Here is a 17,119-nt window from a genome sequence, read left to right on the forward strand (position 1 = left end):
CCTTCGTCGGTGAGTCCGGCTCACCGACACCGGTGAGTCCCGCTCACCGATCGTAGACGAGATCGATCTTGTTCGGCCGGAGCGCCCGTCCGAGAGTGGTGACACACCCCCCGGTCCCCAACCCGCCTACACGCATGGGACGTTCACCATGACCACCGTCTTCGACCCCGCCCGTCTCGGCGACCTCGACCTGCCCAACCGCCTGGTGATGGCGCCGATGACCCGCAACCGCGCCGACGCCGACGGCGTTCCGACCCCGCTCATGGCCACGTACTACGCGCAGCGCGCCTCCGCCGGCCTGATCATCGCCGAGGCCTCGACGCCGAACGCGGTCGGGCAGACGTATCCGCACATCACCGCCGTCCACACCGACGCGCACGTCGCCGGCTGGCGGCGCGTCACCGACGCCGTGCGCGCCGCGGGCGGCCGGATGTTCCTCCAGCTCCAGCACGGCGGGCGGATCGGGCACCCCGACAACAGCGGCGGCCTCCACCCCCTCGCGCCCTCGCCGGTGCCGCTCCCGGACACGATCTTCACGCCGCACGGGCACCGGCCCGCCGTCGTGCCCGTCGAGATGACCCCCGACGACATCCGCGCCACCGTCGCCGACTTCGCCGCCGCCGCGCGCCGGGCCGTCGACGCCGGATTCGCCGGGGTGGAGGTGCACGGCGGGAACGGCTATCTCCTCCACCAGTTCCTGGCCTCCGGCACCAACCGTCGCACCGACGCCTACGGCGGCTCGGCGGACGGCCGCATCCGGTTCGTGGTGGAGGTCGTGCGGGCCGTCGCGGAGGCCGTCGGGCCCGAGCGGGTCGGCCTGCGGATCGCGCCCGGCGTCACCGCCAACGGCATGCACGAGGACGACGCCGAGAGCGTCTACCCCGCGCTCGTCGACGCCCTCTCCGACACCGGCCCCGCCTACCTGCACGTCGTCTTCGCCGACCCGGACCAGCCCCTCTTCCAGCACGTCCGCAAGCACTGGGCGGGCACCCTGATCGCCAACCCCCTGCTGCCCTGGCCCGGCCCCCTCCCCGCCGACGGCGGCCGGCAGGAGGGCGAGCGGCTCCTCGCGGCGGGGGCGGACCTCGTCTCCCTCGGCCGCGCCTTCCTCGCCAACCCCGACCTGGTCGAACGGCTCCGGCGCGGCGCCCCGCTCAATCCGCTGCGGGACAAGGGCCTGATGTACGTGGGCGGGGCGGAGGGCTACACCGACTATCCCGCACTCGCCGACACCGGAGCGGGCGTGGCGTAGCGGGACGCGGGCTTCCGGGCGCTCCGGAAGAAGCAGACGACCCCGCCGTCCCCGCCCCGGGCGTACGGATCGGTCGGGCGGTCGGGCGGTCGGGCGTCCAGGCGATCAGGCCGGCTGCCGCTCCGCCCGGGCGCCGTGCAGCCGCAGGGTCCGGGCGCGCTCCGCCCGGCGTTCGAGCAGGTAGTCGTACGGCGAGGCTCCGTACGCGAGCCGGAACCGGCGGCTCAGCAAGCCGGCCGGCATGCTCGCGCCCCGGGCGAGCTCCAGGACGTCCAGGGGGCGCGCGTACTCGCGGTCGATCCGATCGCGGACGCGCCGCAGACGGGCGAAGTCGTCCAGGCGCCGCGCGGCGACGCGCGCGCGTGCCCAGGCGGGGTGGCACATGGGAACTCCTCTCGACCCGGTCGGCGCTAGCGGAGTTCCTGGATGCGGATCAGATTGCCCGCGGGGTCGCGGAACGCGCAGTCGCGGATGCCGTACGGCTGTTCCGTCGGCTCCTGGACGACCTCGGCGTCGGCGGCCCGCACCTTCTCGAAGACGGCGTCGAGGTCCCGGGTGGCCAGGAGGATCCAGCCGTACGTGCCCTTGGCCATCATCTCGGTGATGGTGCGGCGCTCGTCCTCGGTGATGCCGGGGTCGACGGCGGGCGGCGCCAGGAGGATGGACGTGTCCGGCTGCCCCGCGGGACCGACCGTGATCCAGCGCGTCCTGCCCTGGCCGACGTCGCTGCGGACTTCGAAGCCGAGGGCGTCCCGGTAGAACGCCAGGGAGGCGTCCGGGTCGTCGTGCGGAAGGGAGCTGGTGTGAATGCTGATGTCCATGGCCCCACGCTAGTGGCGGCCCCCGGCGCGGCGCTTCTCCGATCCTGATCCGTGTCCGCGGGACCGCGGGACCGCCTCAGTGGTGGAAGCCGGCGCGGTCGGCGTCCGCCGGCGCGCCCCTCGTCAGGCGCTCCAGCGAGCGGCGGATGTCCTGGGCCAGCAGGTCGATCTCGTCGCGGCCGATGCCGTGCCGGATCAGGACGCGCTGGATGACGGTCTCCTGCCGGTCGGGGGGAAGCGGGTAGGAGGGGACCTGCCAGCCGCGCATCCGGAGCTGGTCGGAGAGGTCGTACAGGCTGAAGCCCGCGCCCGCCGGATCGGCGAGGGTGTACGAGACGGCGGGCAGCGCGCCCCGCCCGTCGTAGAGCAGGGTGAACGGGCCCATCTCCGCGATCTGCTCGGCGAGGTACTGGGCGGTCAGCGCGCAGGCCTCCTGGACCCGTCGGTAGCCGGCCCGCCCCAGACGCAGGAAGTTGTAGTACTGGGCGACGATCTCGCCGCCGGGCCGGGAGAAGTTCAGGGCGAACGTCGGCATGTCGCCGCCCAGGTAGGTCACCCGGAAGACGAGGTCCTCCGGCAGGAGGTCGGCGGTGCGCCAGACCGCCCAGCCCACGCCGAGGGGCGCGAGGCCGAACTTGTGGCCGGAGGCGTTGATGGAGGACACCCTCGGCAGCCGGAAGTCCCAGACGAAGTCCTCGTGGAGGAAGGGCGCGACGAAGCCGCCGCTCGCCGCGTCGACGTGGATCGGGACGTCGAGGCCCGTCTCCTGCTGGATCCGGTCGAGTGCGGCGGCGAGCTCGGCGACCGGCTCGTAGTCGCAGGTGTAGGTGACGCCGAGGATCGCGACGACGCCGATGGTGTTCTCGTCGACGTACTCCCTCAGCTGGTGCGGACGCAGCCCCGTGGCGCCCGGCTCCAGCGGGACCTGGCGCAGCTCCACGTCGAAGTAGCGGGCGAACTTGTCCCAGCAGATCTGCACGGGCCCGGCGACGATGTTCGGCCGGTCGGTCGGCTTGCCCTCGGCCCGGCGCCGCTCCCGCCACCGCCACTTCAGGGCGAGGCCGCCGAGCATGGCGGCCTCGCTGGAGCCGGTGGTGGAACAGCCGATCGCCGTGCCCTCGCCGGTCGCGCTCCCGGGGGCGTTCCACAGATCGGCGAGGATGTTCACGCACCGCGACTCGATCTCGGCGGTCTGCGGGTACTCGTCCTTGTCGATCATGTTCTTGTCGAGGCACTCGTTCATCAGCCGACGGACCTCGTCGTCCGTCCACGTCGTGCAGAACGTCGCCAGGTTCTGCGCCGAGTTGCCGTCGAGCAGCAGCTCGTCGTGGAGCATCGCGTAGACGACCGCGGGAAGGTTCGGCTCCTCCGGCATCCGGTGCTTCGGCAGAACCCGCTCGCTGAGGGCCGAGGCGAACACGTCGGTCGCCGCGTCGGCGACCCTCTTCGGGCCCTTCATCTCGTGGAGCGCCACAGTTTCCCCTTCGATCAGCGGACTCGTCGACAGTCCTCTCATCAACCCACGGGGCCGGGCGGGGCGCCCGGCCGTGGACGGGGCCGTTGACCCACCCGGGTGAGCGGAGCGCCCAGGCCCTGTCCCGCGGCTCCCCCGACCAGTACGTTCCGGACGAAGTGGATCATCACCGGAAGGCCCCCACATGACCCCTCGTACGACCACGCACCCGCTCGGCGACGCGGACCGGCTCGACGCCGGTGACGCGGACCGGCGCGACGCCGGTGACACGGACCGGCGCGACGCCGAAGCCTTCGACTCCTACGACGACCTCCCCGAGCGCCTCATCGGCTACCCCGCCGTCTTCCACGCCCTCGGCATCGGCTCCTGTGCCGTCCGTACGGTCCTGGACTACGGCTGCGGGCCGGGCAAGGTCGCCACCCGCGTCGTCGAGGCCTCCGACGCGCGCGTGGTGGCGGTCGACGTCTCGCCCACCGTGCTGGAGATCGCCCGCGCGCGGCGCCCGCACCCGCGGATCGACTACCGGCTCACCGACGACGGCGGGCTCGGCTTCCTCGCCGACGGCTCCGTCGACGCCGCCATGGCCTGCTTCGTCTTCGTCACCACCGGGGACATCGCCGACCTGCACGACATCGCCGCCGAGACGCACCGGGTGCTGCGGCCCGGCGGCCGGTTCGCCGTGCTGGACGCCAACCCCCGCACCACGGGCATCCGGTTCTCCACCTTCCGCCGCGGCGAACCGGGCCGCGTCTACACCAAGGGCGAGCGGCGCCGGTCGCGCCTGGAGCGTCCGGACGGCGGGGCCCCGCTGGAGCCGGTCGACCACCACTGGCCGTGCCAGACGTACCTCGACGTGCTCGGCAAGGCCGGGTTCACCGACCTCGACGTCCACGAGCCCGTCCTCACCCACCGGTCGGCGCTCCTCGGCCACGATCCGGCGGAGGCGGGGCACCCGCCGTTCCTCGTGGTGTCGGGGGTCAAGCAGTAGCCGGGGCGGTCAGCTGTCGGAGTAGCTGAAGTCCCCCACGGTCCAGGCGCTGACGTCCGCGATCGCGACGCGGTACATCCCGCCGGTCTCGGGCATGCCCACGGTCCCCTGGAGGATGCGGGCGAGGTGGAAGTGGAGGTGGGTGGGGGGCTCCCCGTCCTCCGCCTTCTCCCCCGCGCCGCGGGCGAAGACGCCGGAGAACTCGGACAGCCGCGTCGAGTCCGTCAGGACTTCCGACACGCGCTGTCTCCACAGGGCTTCGGGCGCGAGCCGCCCGGTGATGACCACTCCCCCCGCGACCACGGTCAGGGACATCTGGTTGCTCCGTCCGGCTTCCACGGTGGCGGCCACGTCGACGAGCAACTCGTCAGGAATCGACATGGAAGCCGATTCTAGAGGCGCGGGCCCGTGGGGCGGAGGCCCCCTGTGCGGTCCGATGTCAGTGTGGCGCGATGTGCGTGTGGTGCGGCGGGGGTGCGGCGGGGTGCGGGTGCGGCACGACGCGGGTGCGGCGCGGTGTCAGTGCGGCGCGGTCTCGTCCGCGGGGAAGGCGGGGCCGTGGCCGGGGACGATGACCTCGGCGGCGGCGAGGACGCGGAGGCGCGAGGAGCGCAGCAGCGCCCGGTCCGGGGAGACCGGGTCCTCGACGGGGCCGTTCGGCCGCCACCAGAGGTCGCCCACGAAGGCGACGACGCCCTCGTCGGTGCCCGCGAGGAGGGTGATGTCCTCGGGGCTGTGGCCGGGGGTACGGATCAGCCGCAGCGACGGGGCGAGTTCGTGGCCCTCGGCGTCGCGGTCGGTCCACCGGTCCCGCTCGTAGATCGCCTTGTGGTCGTGGACGCGGGCCTGCCCGAAGAGGCCGACGTTCATGGTGTTGTCGGGGTGGTGGTGGCTCAGCACGACGTCGGTGATGTCGTCGGGGCCGAGTCCCAGCGCGGCGAGCGGGCCCAGGATGCGGTCGCGGTCGGCCACCATCCCGGGGTCGACGATCACGTGCCGGTCGCCGTCGCGGACGTACGAGACGGTGGCCGCGACCCCGGGCCCGGTCGAGAGGGTGTAGCCGGTGGTCAGGATCGTGTAGGTGGCGGTGCGGGCGAGGGGGGCGTCGCCGGCGGTGTGCTTCGTCGTCGTCATGCCCCGAGTCTCCTGTGCCGCGAGGCCCTTCACGAGTGGCCGTGCTGCCACTGATCGCGGGAATCGTGCCACGCGTGCCACACTCCTCCCGTGCCGCCCTTCCCGACCGTCGCCGCCTACGCCCCGCACGGCGTCGGCATGCTCGGCGCCGGAATCGTCTCCGAGGTGTTCGACGCGCGCGGACAGGGCCTGCCCGCCTTCGACTTCGCGCTCTGCACCGACCGGCCCGGCCGGGTCCGCACCGACGTCGGGCTGCCGTTGGTGGTCGACCACGGCCTGGACCGGCTGGCCGCCGCCGATCTGGTGATCGCCCTGCCGTGGGCCGACTTCCGCACGCCTCCGGCGCCCGCCGTCCTCGACGCGCTGGCCGCGGCGCACGCGCGCGGGGCGCTGGTCGCGGCCCACTGCGTCGGGGCCTTCGCGCTCGCCGCGGCCGGGCTGCTCGACGGGCGGCGGGCCACCACTCACTGGCGGTTCGCCGGACTCCTGGCCGAACGGCACCCGGAGGTCGCCGTCGAACCCGACGCCCTCTACGTCGACCAGGGCACGGTCGTCACCGGCGCGGGCGCCGCCGCCGGCTTCGACCTGTGCCTGCACCTGCTGCGACGGGAGTACGGCGCGACCACGGCCAACGCCGTCGCGCGGGACCTGGTGCTGCCGTCCCACCGCGACGGCGGCCAGGCCCAGTACCTGGCGACGCCCGTGCCCGAGGACAGCCGGGACGAACGGCTCACCGACGTCCTCGCCTGGGCCCGGGAGAACCTCCACCAACCGCTGCCCGTCGCCGAGCTGGCCCGCCGGGCCCTGATGAGCCGCCGCTCCTTCGCCCGCCGGTTCACCGCCTCGACCGGCACCACCCCGCACGCCTGGCTGCTCGGGCTGCGCCTCAGCCGCGCCGAGGAGCTCCTGGAGACGACGGAGCTCCCGGTCGAGGAGATCGCCCGCGCGGTCGGCTTCGGCAGCGCGGCGGTGCTCCGCGCCCAGTTCGTCCGCCGCCGGGGCGTGCCCCCGCGCGCGTACCGCCGCTCCTTCAGCCGCACGGGCTGACGGGGGCGCTCCACCGGGGCCGCTTCCCCGGGGGGCGTCCCCCTGGCGGGGGCGCCGGTCCGGGAGCCGTCCCGGGCCGGTCCGGCCGCGCGGCCGTCAGCCGAGGCTCGTACGGGCCAGGTTCATGAACTCCTCGTCCGTGAGGCCGAGTCCGCGGGCCTCCGTCGCCGCCTCGCGGAGCCGGGAGACCAGGCGGGCGCGGTCGGGGGCGGTGGCGCCGGGGACGATCAGGGCGCCCCGGCCCCGGCGGAGTTCGATCAGGCCCTCCTCGCGGAGCCGCTGGTAGCCGCGGAGGACGGTGTGGACGTTGACGCCGAGGGAGTCGGCCAGTTCCCGGGCGGCCGGGAGGCGCTCGCCGGGGGCCGCGGAGCCGTCGGCGAGGGCGCCCCGGACACAGGCGGCGATCTGGTCGCCGAGGGGCACGGCGGAGGCCGGGTCGACACGGAAGAGCACGGTCAGACCTTCCCATGCCGCTCGGCGAGCGTGTTGAGGAGGGCGGCGGCGGTCCGCGCGTCGGGCACGGTGACCGCGAACTCGCGGCCGTCGGACCGCCGCACGACGAGGGCCTCGCCGCTCCGGACGATCACGCCCGTGCGGTGGGCCCGGACCCGGTAGCCCCAGCCGCCGAACTCGGCGAGGACGGCCGCCGTGTCGAGGTCCCGGGCGTTCGCGCCCTCGACGTCGTCGAGCGGGATCCTGGCGCGGGGCCGGGGGACCAGCGCGGAGCGCACGGTGACGCCGCGCCGGTCGACGGTGACCCTGACCCGGGCGAGGGCGAGCCCGGGGAGGCCGATGACGAGACCGAGGAGGCCGAGCAGGGCGGCCGGCCGGGGCGCGAGGAGCAGGACGACCGGAGCGGCGACGAGGGCGGGCACCGCGAGGGCGGTGAGCGGCCGGGAGGCGGTGGCGCGGGTCCAGCCGGCGACCTCGCCCGCACCGAGCGGGAGCCGGGGGGCGTCGGGCGGGCCGGGGGCGACGGCCGGTTCGTCGCGGGGGACGAGCCGGGTCAGCCCCAGGCCCGCGAGGGCGAGCAGGACGGCGGTCGCCGCCGCGCACAGGAGGTTGGTGAGGGGGGACTCGACCCGCGCCGGGTCGGTGGCGTCCAGGTTGTCCCGTACGAGGAGGACGAGCAGGACGCCGGTGAAGCCGGCGGTCGCCCAGGCGCCCCAGAGGGAGGCGCGGCGGGCCAGGAGGGTCCAGCCGGCTCCGAGCGCGAGGAGCAGACCGGTGCTGACGGCGGTGAAGGCGGCGCGTCCGGTGAAGCCGTCGGCACGGTCGCCGTCGGGGCCGAAGTGGGTGGCGAGGGTGTCGGGCAGCCGGTCGTACCGGAGGGCGAGGAGCGCCAGATAGGCGGCGAGGGTGAGGACGAAGGGGAGCGCGGCGAGCGCGCGGAGACGGGGTGCGGCGCGGTTCATGGGACCTCCCTGATCACCTTGTTCGCCTCACCATAGAACAAATTGTTTGCACTTCGCTAGAACAATACGCTCGATGCGCCACCCCCCTCGCCTCCCCCGCCTCGCTCACTCCCCTCATCCCCTCGCCCCCTCGCCCCCTCGCCCCCTCGCCCCTCTCGCCCCCTCGCCCCCGTGCGGGAAGCGGCACGTCAGGCCCGGTCGCCCTCCAGGGCGGCGCGCAGGGCCTCGGCGAACTCCGCCGGGGCGCCGTGCTGCCCGAACTCGCCGCCCAGGAAGCCGCCGTGGTGGCTCGGGAAGACGGCGAGCGGGGTGCCGAGCCCCTCGGCGACGGCGACCGCCGCGCGCGCGGCGAACGTCCCCTCGGACTCCTTGCCCGCGGCGATCACGATCCGGGTCGGCGCGGCGCGCAGGGCGGTGAAGTCGGGGCGGTAGGAGGTGCAGCCGCGCATGTTCTGCCCGAGCAGCGGGTCGCCGCGCGAGCCGTCGTCCTCGGCCGGCAGGCCGAACGCGGCCGGCGCGGGGGCGGGCTCCTCGGCCCAGTCCGCCGGGATCTCGCCCGTCCGCATCGTCAGCGCGAGGAACTTGGCCATCGCCGGGCCCCAGCCTTCCCGCAGATAGGTCGCGTGGACGTCGGCGCAGGCTCCGAGGGCCGCTTCCCGGTCCGGGACGACCTGGGCGGTCGGCGGCTCGTGCGCGACGAGGGCGTGCACGAGGTCGCCGCGACGGGCCACCAGGGCGAGGGCGTTGACGGCGCCGCCACTGCTGGCGAAGACGTCCACGGGGCCGGCGCCGAGCGCCTCGATCAGCCGGGCCAGGTCGTCGGCGTGCTCCTCGGGGAGGGTCTCCGCCGCGCCGTCGGTGCGCTCGCTGCGGCCCACCCCGCGCGGGTCGTACGTCACGACGGTCCGGTCGGCGAAGTGGGAGGCGAGCGTGGTGAAGCCGCTCGCGTCCATGGGGGAGCCGATCAGCAGCAGGGGGCGCCCCTCGGGCCCGGTGCCGGGACGCACGTCGTAGCGCAGGGTCGCACCGACGGTCTCCAGGGTGCGGGTGTCGGTCTCGGCCATGGTTCTCTCCTCCGTGGTGGGACGGTCGGGGGGTAGACCGTCGGCCCCTCCGGAACTCATCGACGCGACGACCGCCCTTTCTGCGATACGAGACGTATCGTCTTGCCATATCTCCCGACCTGCCATACCGTCGTCGAAACGAGACGCAACGTCTCGTGACCGTGTCCCCGACGGCAGGAGGTCGCCCTTGTTCCGTGCCCGATTCATCGACGTCACCCGGCGGTACGACGACCGGCGCGTCCACCACCGGACCGTCCTCGACCGCGTCTCGTTCACCGTCCGACCCGGCGAACGCCTCGGCGTCGTCGGCGACAACGGCTCGGGGAAGTCCACCCTCCTCCGGCTCCTCGCCGGCCTGGAGGCCCCGGACAACGGCACGGTGACCGTCGAGGCCCCCGGCGGACTCGGCCACCTCGCCCAGACCCTCGACCTGCCCCCGGACGCGACCGTCGGCGACGCCGTCGACCACGCGCTCGCGGAGATACGGCAGCTGGAGCGGGCGATCCGCACGGCGGAGGCGGAGCTGTCCGCCACGGGCACCGATCCGGACGTCGCCCTCGCCTCGTACGCGGAACTGCTCGCCGCCCACGAGGCCCGGGGCGGCGCCGGGGCCGACCGGCGCGTCGAGACCGTCCTGCGGCGGCTCGGCGAGTCCGGCCCGCTCGACCGGGACCGGCCGCTCGGCACGCTCTCCGGCGGGCAGCGGTCCCGCCTGGCCCTCGCCGGAGTCCTCGCCGCCGACCCCGAACTGCTGCTGCTCGACGAGCCGACCAACGACCTCGACGACGAGGCCGTGGCCTGGCTGGAGGAGCGGCTGCGCACCCACCGGGGCACGGTCGTGGCCGTCTCGCACGACCGCGCCTTCCTCGACGGCGTCACCACCGCCGTCCTGGAGGTCGACGAGGACCGCCACACCGTGCGGCGGTACGGCGACGGCTACCGCGGCTACCTCACCGGTCGCGCCGCCGAACGGGCCCGCAGACAGCGGGAGCACGAGGAGTGGAAGGAGGAGCTCGCCCGGTACCGGGCCCTGGCCGACACGCACGTCGACCGGTTCTCGGCGATCCCCCGCAAGGCCCCGGCGGCGTTCAGCGGGGCGGGTGCCTTCCGGGCCCGGTCACGGGCGCACGGCGCGATGAGCAGGATCCGAGCCGCCCGCGAGCGGCTCGCCCGGCTCACCGAGCACCCCGTGCCGGCTCCGCCCGAACCGCTCCGCTTCCGCGCGGAGCCGGTGGGCGAGGGCGCGGCGGTCGACCTGACCGGCGTACGGGTCGACGGCCGGCTCCGCCTGGACGCCCTGCACCTGGAGCCGGGCGGGCGGCTCCTCGTGACCGGTCCCAACGGCGCCGGGAAGTCCACCCTCCTGAAGGTGCTCGCGGGCGAACTCGTCCCGGACGCCGGCACGGTGAGGGCGCCCGCCCGGGTGGGCCTGCTCCGGCAGGACGTGGCCCCGCCCACCGACCCCCGTACGGTGAGCGAGGCCTTCGGCGAGGAGCGCACGGAGGAGTTGCTCTCCCTCGGGCTCTTCGCCGCCCGGGACCTGACGGTCCCGGTGGACCGCCTGTCGGCCGGCCAGCGGCGCAGGCTCGAACTGGCGCGGCTCGTGACCGCGCCGGCCGACCTGCTGCTCCTGGACGAGCCGACCAACCACCTGGCGCCGGGCCTGGTGGAAGAACTGGAGGCGGCGTTGGCGGGGTACCGGGGGACGCTGGTGGTCGTCACGCACGACCGGCGGCTGCGCGCCGCTTTCCGGGGCCCCCACCTCGAACTGACCCCGCCCGCCGCCCCCGTTGTGGGCGGTCGTTCCGCCGGGGCGACGCCCACCCCTCCCTCCGCCCACCCCGTTGTGGGCAGTTGTTCCGCCGGGGCGAAGGGGGTCCCCCCTGCTCGAGCGGAGCCGAGAGCTTGGGGGAGGGTGGGCACAACGGAACGGCGCCCTTGACGGCGCCCGAGGCTCCCGTTGCCCTGACCCGCACCCGAGGTGCACCGCGCAATGTGGTGCGGGTCCAGGCGCGGAACGCGGAGGCGCCGCTCAGGGCGCCGTCCCGTGTGCCCACACGGGCAGGGGGCGGGAGGTTACTCGTCGTTCTCCAAGTCGCCCTCCGTCTCCAGGAAGACCTGCCGCAGCGCGGCCAGCGTCTCCGGGTCCGGCTTCTCCCACATGCCGCGCGACTCGGCTTCGAGGAGCCGTTCCGCGATGCCGTGCAGGGCCCACGGGTTGGCCTCCTTGAGGAAGGCCTGGTTCTCCGGGTCGAGGACGTACTCCTGCGTGAGCTTGTCGTACATCCAGTCCGCGACGACCCCCGTCGTCGCGTCGTACCCGAAGAGGTAGTCGACGGTCGCCGCCAGCTCGAACGCGCCCTTGTAGCCGTGGCGGCGCATCGCCTCGATCCAGCGCGGGTTGACCACACGGGCGCGGAAGACCCGGGAGGTCTCCTCGACCAGGGTCCGGGTGCGGACGGTCTCGGGGCGGGTCGAGTCGCCGATGTACGCCTCGGGGGCCGTGCCCTTGAGCGCGCGGACGGTCGCCACCATGCCGCCGTGGTACTGGAAGTAGTCGTCGGAGTCGGCGATGTCGTGCTCGCGCGTGTCCGTGTTCTTCGCGGCTACCGCGATCCGCTTGTACGCGGTCTCCATCTCGGCCCGCGCCGGGCGGCCTTCGAGCCCGCGCCCGTACGCGTACCCGCCCCACACCGTGTACACCTCGGCGAGGTCCGCGTCCGTGCGCCAGTCGCGCGAGTCGATCAGCTGGAGGATGCCCGCGCCGTACGTGCCGGGGCGGGAGCCGAAGATGCGGGTGGTGGCGCGCCGCTCGTCGCCGTGCTCGGCGAGGTCGGCCTGCGCGTGGGCGCGGACGTAGTTGTCCGCAGCGGGCTCGTCGAGCCCGGCGACCAGCCGTACGGCATCGTCCAGGAGGCCGATGACGTGCGGGAACGCGTCCCGGAAGAAGCCCGAGATGCGCAGCGTCACGTCGACGCGCGGACGGCCGAGCTCGGCGAGCGGGATCGGCTCCAGGCCGTTGACGCGGCGGGAGGCCTCGTCCCACAGCGGACGGACGCCGAGCAGGGCGAGCGCCTCGGCGACGTCGTCGCCGGCGGTGCGCATCGCACTCGTGCCCCAGAGGGAGAGACCGACGGAGGTCGGCCACTCGCCGTTGTCGGCGCGGTAGCGCTCCAGGAGCGAGTCGGCCAGCGCCTGGCCGGTCTCCCAGGCGAGCCGGGACGGCACGGCCTTCGGGTCGACCGAGTAGAAGTTGCGGCCGGTCGGCAGGACGTTGACCAGGCCCCGGAGCGGGGAGCCGGACGGGCCGGCCGGGACGAAGCCGCCGTTCAGGGCGTGCACGGCGTGGGCCAGTTCGTCGGTGGTGGCGGCGAGGCGCGGCACGACCTGGCGAGCGGCGAAGTCCAGCACCGCGCGCACGTCGGGGCCGTACGCGGCGGCGACCGCGTCGATCGCGTCCACCGCCCAGCCGGCGGCCTCCATCGCCTCGACCAGCTCGCGCGCCTTCGCCTCCGCCTCGTCGGCGGTGGTGCGGGTCGCGGCCGACTCGTCGAGGCCGAGGGCCTCGCGCAGGCCGGGCAGCGCCTGCGTGCCGCCCCAGATCTGGCGGGCGCGGAGGATGGAGAGGACCAGGTTGACCCGGGCCTCGCCCTCCGGCGCGCCGCCGAGGACGTGCAGACCGTCGCGGATCTGGGCGTCCTTGACCTCGCACAGCCAGCCGTCGACGTGCAGCAGGAAGTCGTCGAAGCCGTCGTCCTCGGGCCGCTCCTCGAGCCCCAGGTCGTGGTCGAGCCTGGCGGCCTGGATCAGGGTCCAGATCTGGGCGCGGATCGCAGGCAGCTTCGCCGGGTCCATGGAGGAGATCTGCGCGTACTCGTCGAGCAGCTGCTCCAGGCGCGCGATGTCGCCGTACGAGTCGGCGCGGGCCATCGGCGGCACCAGGTGGTCGACCAGGGTGGCGTGGACGCGCCGCTTGGCCTGGGTGCCCTCGCCCGGGTCGTTGACGAGGAACGGGTAGACCAGGGGGAGGTCGCCGAGGGCCGCGTCGGGGCCGCAGGCGGCGGACAGGCCCGCGTTCTTGCCAGGCAGCCACTCCAGGTTGCCGTGCTTGCCGAGGTGGACCATGGCGTCGGCGCCGAAGCCGCCGTCCTCGGCGCGGGCGGCGATCCAGCGGTAGGCGGCCAGGTAGTGGTGGGACGGCGGGAGGTCGGGGTCGTGGTAGATCGCGATCGGGTTCTCGCCGAAGCCGCGGGGCGGCTGGATGAGGACCAGGAGGTTCCCGCGCCGCAGGGCGGCGAGGACGATGTCGCCCTCCGGATTGCGGGAGCGGTCGAGGAACATCTCGCCGGGCGCCGGGCCCCAGTGCTCCTCCACCTGCTCGCGGAGCTCGGCGGGCAGGGTGGCGTACCAGCGCTTGTAGTCGGCGGCCGGGATGCGGACCGGGTTCTTCGCGAGCTGCTCCTCGGTCAGCCAGTCCTGGTCGTGGCCGCCGGCCTCGATGAGGGCGTAGATCAGCTCGTCGCCGTCGCCGGAGACCACGCCGGGCAGCTCGGCCTCGGGCCCGAAGTCGTACCCCTCCGCGATCAGGCGGCGGAGCAGGGCGACGGCGGAGGCGGGGGTGTCGAGGCCGACGGCGTTGCCGATGCGGGAGTGCTTCGTCGGGTACGCGGAGAGGACGAGCGCCAGCTTCTTCTCGGCGTTCGGGATGTGGCGCAGCCGGGCGTGCCGGACGGCGATCCCGGCGACGCGGGCCGCGCGCTCGGCGTCGGCGACGTACGCGGGCAGTCCGTCCTCGTCGATCTCCTTGAAGGAGAAGGGGACGGTGATGAGGCGGCCGTCGAACTCGGGCACGGCGACCTGGCTGGCGGCGTCCAGCGGGGACAGTCCCTCGTCGTTCTCCTCCCACGCGGACCGCGAACCGGTCAGGCACAGGGCCTGGAGGATCGGCACGTCGAGCGCGGCCAGCGCGCCCGCGTCCCAGGCCTCCTCGTCGCCGCCCGCCTGCGCCTCGGCGGGCTTGGTGCCGCCGGCCGCGAGGACGGTGGTGACGATCGCGTCGGCTCCCCGCAGCACGGAGACCAGCTCCGCCTCGGGGGCGCGCAGCGACGCCACGTACAGCGGGAGGGCGCGGGCGCCGGCGTCCTCGATCGCCCCGCAGAGGGCGTCGACGAAGGCGGTGTTCCCGCTCATGTGGTGGGCGCGGTAGTAGAGCACGGCGACGGTGGGTCCGGTCCCGTCCTTCGCGACCCGGTCCAGCGGGCCCCAGGTGGGGGCGGCGGCCGGGGCCTCGAAGCCGTGGCCGGTGAGCAGGACGGTGTCGGAGAGGAAGCGGGCCAGCTGCTCCAGGTTCCCGGGGCCGCCATGCGCCAGGTAGGCGTGGGCCTCGGTGGCGACGCCGACGGGGACGGTGGAGGCCTCCATGAGCTGGGCGTCGGGGGCCTGCTCGCCGCTGAGCACGACGACCGGCTTCCCGGCGGCGAGGACCGCGTCCAGGCCCTCCTGCCAGGAGCGGACGCCGCCGAGGAGGCGGACGACGACCAGGTCGGCGCCGTCGAGGAGGGCGGGGAGGTCGGCGTGCGGGAGCCGGGAGGGATTGGCGAAGCGGTACTCCACCGGCCCCCCGGCCGCACGGGCGCTGAGCAGGTCGGTGTCGGAGTGCGACAGCAGCAGGAGCATGGCGAGCTCAGGCCCTTCCTCGGGGTTGTCCGCGCCCCGGGTGGTCGTGTGGACGGCGGGAGTTCCTGACTCACCGCCCCCGGACGAACGGGGGCGGCTCACAGTGGCGGGACCGCGCCGGATTCTCACCGGGCTTCCTCCCCGGGGTCCTGGGACCCCATGCCGATCTGCATCCTAGATCGTGCCGTCTCCGGGCCGGGGGGAACCGGGGAGTCGGCCGGATCACACCCGGTGGTCAGCCGGTTCCCCGTGGGTATGCTCGCCGCCATGCCGCCCACCCCACCCCCGACGCCCGAACCGGGCGAAGCTCGCGTACGGGACCGTGGCGACGCCTGCCCCGGGGCGCTGCGCCTGCACCCCGCCGGCGACGGCCGCCTCGCCCGACTGCGCCTGCCCGCAGGACGACTGACGGCTCGTCAGGCAGGGGTCCTGGCCCGCGCCGCCGAGACCCTCGGCGACGGGCGGATCAGCATCACCTCGCGCGGCAACGCGGAGCTGCGCGGCCTCGGCGAGGGCTGCGGGGCGGAGCTGGCGGAGCTCCTGGCCGGGGCGGGCCTGTTGCCCTCCCCCACCCACGAACGCGTCCGCAACATCGTGGCCTCGCCCGGCGCGGGGCTCGACGGACTCGGCCACGCGGACGTGCAGTTGTGGGCACGTGAACTGGACGCCGCCCTGTGCGCCGAGCCCCGGGCCGCGTCCCTTTCGGGACGGTTCCTGTTCCTCCTCGACGACGGACGCGGGGACGTCGCCGGACTCGGCGGCGATGTGAGCTTGATCGCAGGCGAGGACGGATCCGTCCTGCTGCGGCTCGGCTCCCCGGGGTCTGCTTCCCGGCCGAAGGCCCCTGGGGCACCTCCTCTGCCGAAGGGCCCCGGGGCACCTCCCCGGCCGAACGCCCCGGGGACGCCTCCCCTGCCGAACGCCCCGGGGGACTTCCGCCTCGTCGCCGACGACGCCGTACGGGCCGCCCTCACCGCCGCCCTCGCCTTCCTCGACGCCGCCGAGGCCGCCGGAAGCGGGGCCTGGCGGCCGCACGAGCTGTCCGACGAGCACGCCCCCGACTGGGCCGGGGCCCTCGCGCGGGCCGGGATCACGGCGGAGCCCGTACCCGTGCCGCCGCTTCCCGCGTCCCGGCCGCCCGCGCCCGGGCCCCTCGGCGAGCGCGCCCTGCACGTCCTCGCCCCCCTCGGCCGGCTGACCGCCGCCCAGCTGCGGGCCCTGGCCGACGGGGCCGAGGAGCTGCGGTTCACGCCCTGGCGCGGAGCGGTCGCCGTCGGGGCCCCCGCCGACCGGCTGCCCGTCCTGGAGACGCTCGGCCTGGTCACCCGGCCCGACCTGCCCTCGGTCGGGGTCAGCGCCTGCACCGGGCGGCCCGGCTGCGCCAAGTCCCTCGCCGACGTGCGGACGGACGCCCTCGCCGCACCCGCGGGGCCGCTGCCCGTGCACTTCTCCGGGTGCGAGCGCCGCTGCGGGCACCCGCACGGCACCTGGGTCGACGTCCTCGCCACCGGCGACGACACCTACCTGGTGGACGGCGTCCCCACCCCCCGCACCTCCCTGCCCGAAGCAGTGACCACGGCCCGCACGACGAGATGAGCGAGAGCACCAGGATGTTCGACTACGAGAAGGACGGGACGGAGATCTACCGCCGGTCCTTTGCCACGATCCGCGCCGAGGCGGACCTCGCGGGCCTGCCCGCCGACGTCGCCCAGGTGGCGGTCCGGATGATCCACGCCTGCGGCATGACCGACCTCGTGCAGGACATCGCGTACTCGCCGGGCGTCGTCGCGAGCGCCCGCGCCGCCCTCCGCGCCGGCGCGCCCGTCCTCTGCGACGCGCAGATGGTCGCCAGCGGCGTCACCCGCAAGCGGCTGCCCGCCGACAACGAGGTGCTCTGCGCCCTCTCCGACCCGGCCGTGCCCGGCCTCGCCGCCGAGCTGGGCACCACCCGCTCCGCCGCCGCGCTCGAACTGTGGCGGGACCGCCTCGAAGGCTCCGTCGTCGCCATCGGCAACGCCCCGACCGCCCTCTTCCACCTCCTGGAGATGATCGCGAAGGGCGCGGGCAGGCCCGCCGCCGTCCTCGGCGTCCCCGTCGGCTTCATCGGCGCCGCCGAGTCCAAGGACGCGCTGGCCGAGAACACCCTCGGCCTCGAGTACCTGGTCGTACGGGGCCGGCGCGGCGGCAGCGCGATGACGGCCGCCGCGATCAACGCCCTCGCCCACGAAGCGGAGATCCAGCAGTGACC

General features: G+C 74.9%; 15 protein-coding genes and 1 riboswitch. Of the genes, 6 read left to right on the top strand and 9 right to left on the bottom strand.

The window, feature by feature from the left end; translation table 11 throughout:
* Window positions 1-148 precede the first annotated feature (148 nt).
* Entirely contained in the window at window positions 149-1,252 is a 1,104-nt protein-coding gene (locus ACZ66Z_RS13800) for an alkene reductase (protein ID WP_469934164.1), read from the top strand.
* Between the two features lie 105 nt (window positions 1,253-1,357).
* Here the strand turns inward: ACZ66Z_RS13800 and ACZ66Z_RS13805 are convergent, their stop codons facing one another.
* The 3 genes from ACZ66Z_RS13805 to ACZ66Z_RS13815 form a co-directional block, all read right to left on the bottom strand.
* A complete protein-coding gene (locus ACZ66Z_RS13805; RefSeq protein ID WP_469934165.1) occupies window positions 1,358-1,636 on the bottom strand; it encodes a hypothetical protein in 279 nt (92 codons plus the stop codon).
* Window positions 1,637-1,662: 26 nt separating this feature from the next.
* Window positions 1,663-2,073 carry a VOC family protein gene (locus ACZ66Z_RS13810; RefSeq protein WP_469934166.1) on the bottom strand — a complete coding sequence of 137 codons (411 nt, stop codon included), beginning with the start codon at window positions 2,071-2,073 and terminating at the stop codon, window positions 1,663-1,665.
* A 76-nt stretch (window positions 2,074-2,149) separates the two neighbouring features.
* Complete coding sequence (locus ACZ66Z_RS13815; RefSeq protein ID WP_469934167.1) at window positions 2,150-3,547, bottom strand: glutamate decarboxylase; 1,398 nt, start codon at window positions 3,545-3,547, stop codon at window positions 2,150-2,152.
* A gap of 184 nt (window positions 3,548-3,731) precedes the next feature.
* On the opposite strand from ACZ66Z_RS13815, the gene ACZ66Z_RS13820 reads away from it, so the two are divergent.
* Window positions 3,732-4,535, top strand: a complete 804-nt coding sequence (locus ACZ66Z_RS13820; RefSeq protein ID WP_469934168.1) for a class I SAM-dependent methyltransferase — start codon at window positions 3,732-3,734, stop codon at window positions 4,533-4,535.
* Window positions 4,536-4,544: 9 nt separating this feature from the next.
* On the opposite strand, the gene ACZ66Z_RS13825 is transcribed toward ACZ66Z_RS13820, so the two are convergent.
* Window positions 4,545-4,916, bottom strand: coding sequence for a hypothetical protein (locus ACZ66Z_RS13825; RefSeq protein ID WP_469934169.1), 372 nt, complete (start codon window positions 4,914-4,916; stop codon window positions 4,545-4,547).
* Between the two features lie 138 nt (window positions 4,917-5,054).
* Window positions 5,055-5,669, bottom strand: coding sequence for an MBL fold metallo-hydrolase (locus ACZ66Z_RS13830; RefSeq protein WP_469934170.1), 615 nt, complete (start codon window positions 5,667-5,669; stop codon window positions 5,055-5,057).
* A gap of 138 nt (window positions 5,670-5,807) precedes the next feature.
* Between ACZ66Z_RS13830 and ACZ66Z_RS13835 the strand changes: the two genes are divergently transcribed.
* Window positions 5,808-6,716: a GlxA family transcriptional regulator gene (locus tag ACZ66Z_RS13835; protein WP_469934269.1), complete on the top strand. Its 909-nt coding sequence runs from the start codon at window positions 5,808-5,810 to the stop codon at window positions 6,714-6,716.
* Between the two features lie 96 nt (window positions 6,717-6,812).
* On the opposite strand, the gene ACZ66Z_RS13840 is transcribed toward ACZ66Z_RS13835, so the two are convergent.
* From ACZ66Z_RS13840 to ACZ66Z_RS13850, 3 genes are all read right to left on the bottom strand, one after another.
* Window positions 6,813-7,169: a GntR family transcriptional regulator gene (locus tag ACZ66Z_RS13840; RefSeq protein ID WP_469934171.1), complete on the bottom strand. Its 357-nt coding sequence runs from the start codon at window positions 7,167-7,169 to the stop codon at window positions 6,813-6,815.
* 2 nt (window positions 7,170-7,171) lie between these two features.
* Complete coding sequence (locus ACZ66Z_RS13845; RefSeq protein WP_469934172.1) at window positions 7,172-8,131, bottom strand: DUF1648 domain-containing protein; 960 nt, start codon at window positions 8,129-8,131, stop codon at window positions 7,172-7,174.
* A gap of 188 nt (window positions 8,132-8,319) precedes the next feature.
* Window positions 8,320-9,195 carry an alpha/beta fold hydrolase gene (locus tag ACZ66Z_RS13850; RefSeq protein WP_469934173.1) on the bottom strand — a complete coding sequence of 292 codons (876 nt, stop codon included), beginning with the start codon at window positions 9,193-9,195 and terminating at the stop codon, window positions 8,320-8,322.
* 187 nt (window positions 9,196-9,382) lie between these two features.
* Here ACZ66Z_RS13850 and ACZ66Z_RS13855 point away from each other — a divergent pair, with 187 nt between their 5' ends.
* Entirely contained in the window at window positions 9,383-11,137 is a 1,755-nt protein-coding gene (locus ACZ66Z_RS13855; protein WP_469934174.1) for an ABC-F family ATP-binding cassette domain-containing protein, read from the top strand.
* A 134-nt stretch (window positions 11,138-11,271) separates the two neighbouring features.
* Here ACZ66Z_RS13855 and cobN read toward each other — a convergent pair whose 3' ends face one another.
* Window positions 11,272-14,871 carry a cobaltochelatase subunit CobN gene (gene cobN / locus ACZ66Z_RS13860; protein ID WP_469934175.1) on the bottom strand — a complete coding sequence of 1,200 codons (3,600 nt, stop codon included), beginning with the start codon at window positions 14,869-14,871 and terminating at the stop codon, window positions 11,272-11,274.
* A 59-nt stretch (window positions 14,872-14,930) separates the two neighbouring features.
* A riboswitch (cobalamin riboswitch) is annotated at window positions 14,931-15,011 on the bottom strand.
* A 115-nt stretch (window positions 15,012-15,126) separates the two neighbouring features.
* Between cobN and ACZ66Z_RS13865 the strand changes: the two genes are divergently transcribed.
* On the top strand, window positions 15,127-16,467 hold the full coding sequence (locus ACZ66Z_RS13865) for a cobalamin biosynthesis protein CobG (protein ID WP_469934270.1): 1,341 nt from the start codon (window positions 15,127-15,129) through the stop codon (window positions 16,465-16,467).
* Window positions 16,464-17,117, top strand: a complete 654-nt coding sequence (locus tag ACZ66Z_RS13870) for a precorrin-8X methylmutase (protein ID WP_469934176.1) — start codon at window positions 16,464-16,466, stop codon at window positions 17,115-17,117. Before ACZ66Z_RS13865 ends, ACZ66Z_RS13870 begins: the two co-directional genes overlap by 4 nt.
* The last annotated feature ends 2 nt before the right edge of the window (window positions 17,118-17,119 follow it).

The sequence above is a fragment of the Streptomyces sp. NPDC107498 genome (assembly GCF_055582805.1).

What these genes read in the sequence shown, in the direction of transcription:
- ACZ66Z_RS13800 (WP_469934164.1), top strand. Translation starts at nt 149, where the DNA reads ATGACCACCGTCTTCGACCCCGCCCGTCTCGGCGACCTCGACCTGCCC.
- ACZ66Z_RS13805 (WP_469934165.1), bottom strand. Translation starts at nt 1,636, where the DNA reads ATGTGCCACCCCGCCTGGGCACGCGCGCGCGTCGCCGCGCGGCGCCTG.
- ACZ66Z_RS13810 (WP_469934166.1), bottom strand. Translation starts at nt 2,073, where the DNA reads ATGGACATCAGCATTCACACCAGCTCCCTTCCGCACGACGACCCGGAC.
- ACZ66Z_RS13820 (WP_469934168.1), top strand. Translation starts at nt 3,732, where the DNA reads ATGACCCCTCGTACGACCACGCACCCGCTCGGCGACGCGGACCGGCTC.
- ACZ66Z_RS13825 (WP_469934169.1), bottom strand. Translation starts at nt 4,916, where the DNA reads ATGTCGATTCCTGACGAGTTGCTCGTCGACGTGGCCGCCACCGTGGAA.
- ACZ66Z_RS13830 (WP_469934170.1), bottom strand. Translation starts at nt 5,669, where the DNA reads ATGACGACGACGAAGCACACCGCCGGCGACGCCCCCCTCGCCCGCACC.
- ACZ66Z_RS13835 (WP_469934269.1), top strand. Translation starts at nt 5,808, where the DNA reads ATGCTCGGCGCCGGAATCGTCTCCGAGGTGTTCGACGCGCGCGGACAG.
- ACZ66Z_RS13845 (WP_469934172.1), bottom strand. Translation starts at nt 8,131, where the DNA reads ATGAACCGCGCCGCACCCCGTCTCCGCGCGCTCGCCGCGCTCCCCTTC.
- ACZ66Z_RS13850 (WP_469934173.1), bottom strand. Translation starts at nt 9,195, where the DNA reads ATGGCCGAGACCGACACCCGCACCCTGGAGACCGTCGGTGCGACCCTG.
- cobN (WP_469934175.1), bottom strand. Translation starts at nt 14,871, where the DNA reads ATGCTCCTGCTGCTGTCGCACTCCGACACCGACCTGCTCAGCGCCCGT.
- ACZ66Z_RS13865 (WP_469934270.1), top strand. Translation starts at nt 15,127, where the DNA reads ATGCTCGCCGCCATGCCGCCCACCCCACCCCCGACGCCCGAACCGGGC.
- ACZ66Z_RS13870 (WP_469934176.1), top strand. Translation starts at nt 16,464, where the DNA reads ATGAGCGAGAGCACCAGGATGTTCGACTACGAGAAGGACGGGACGGAG.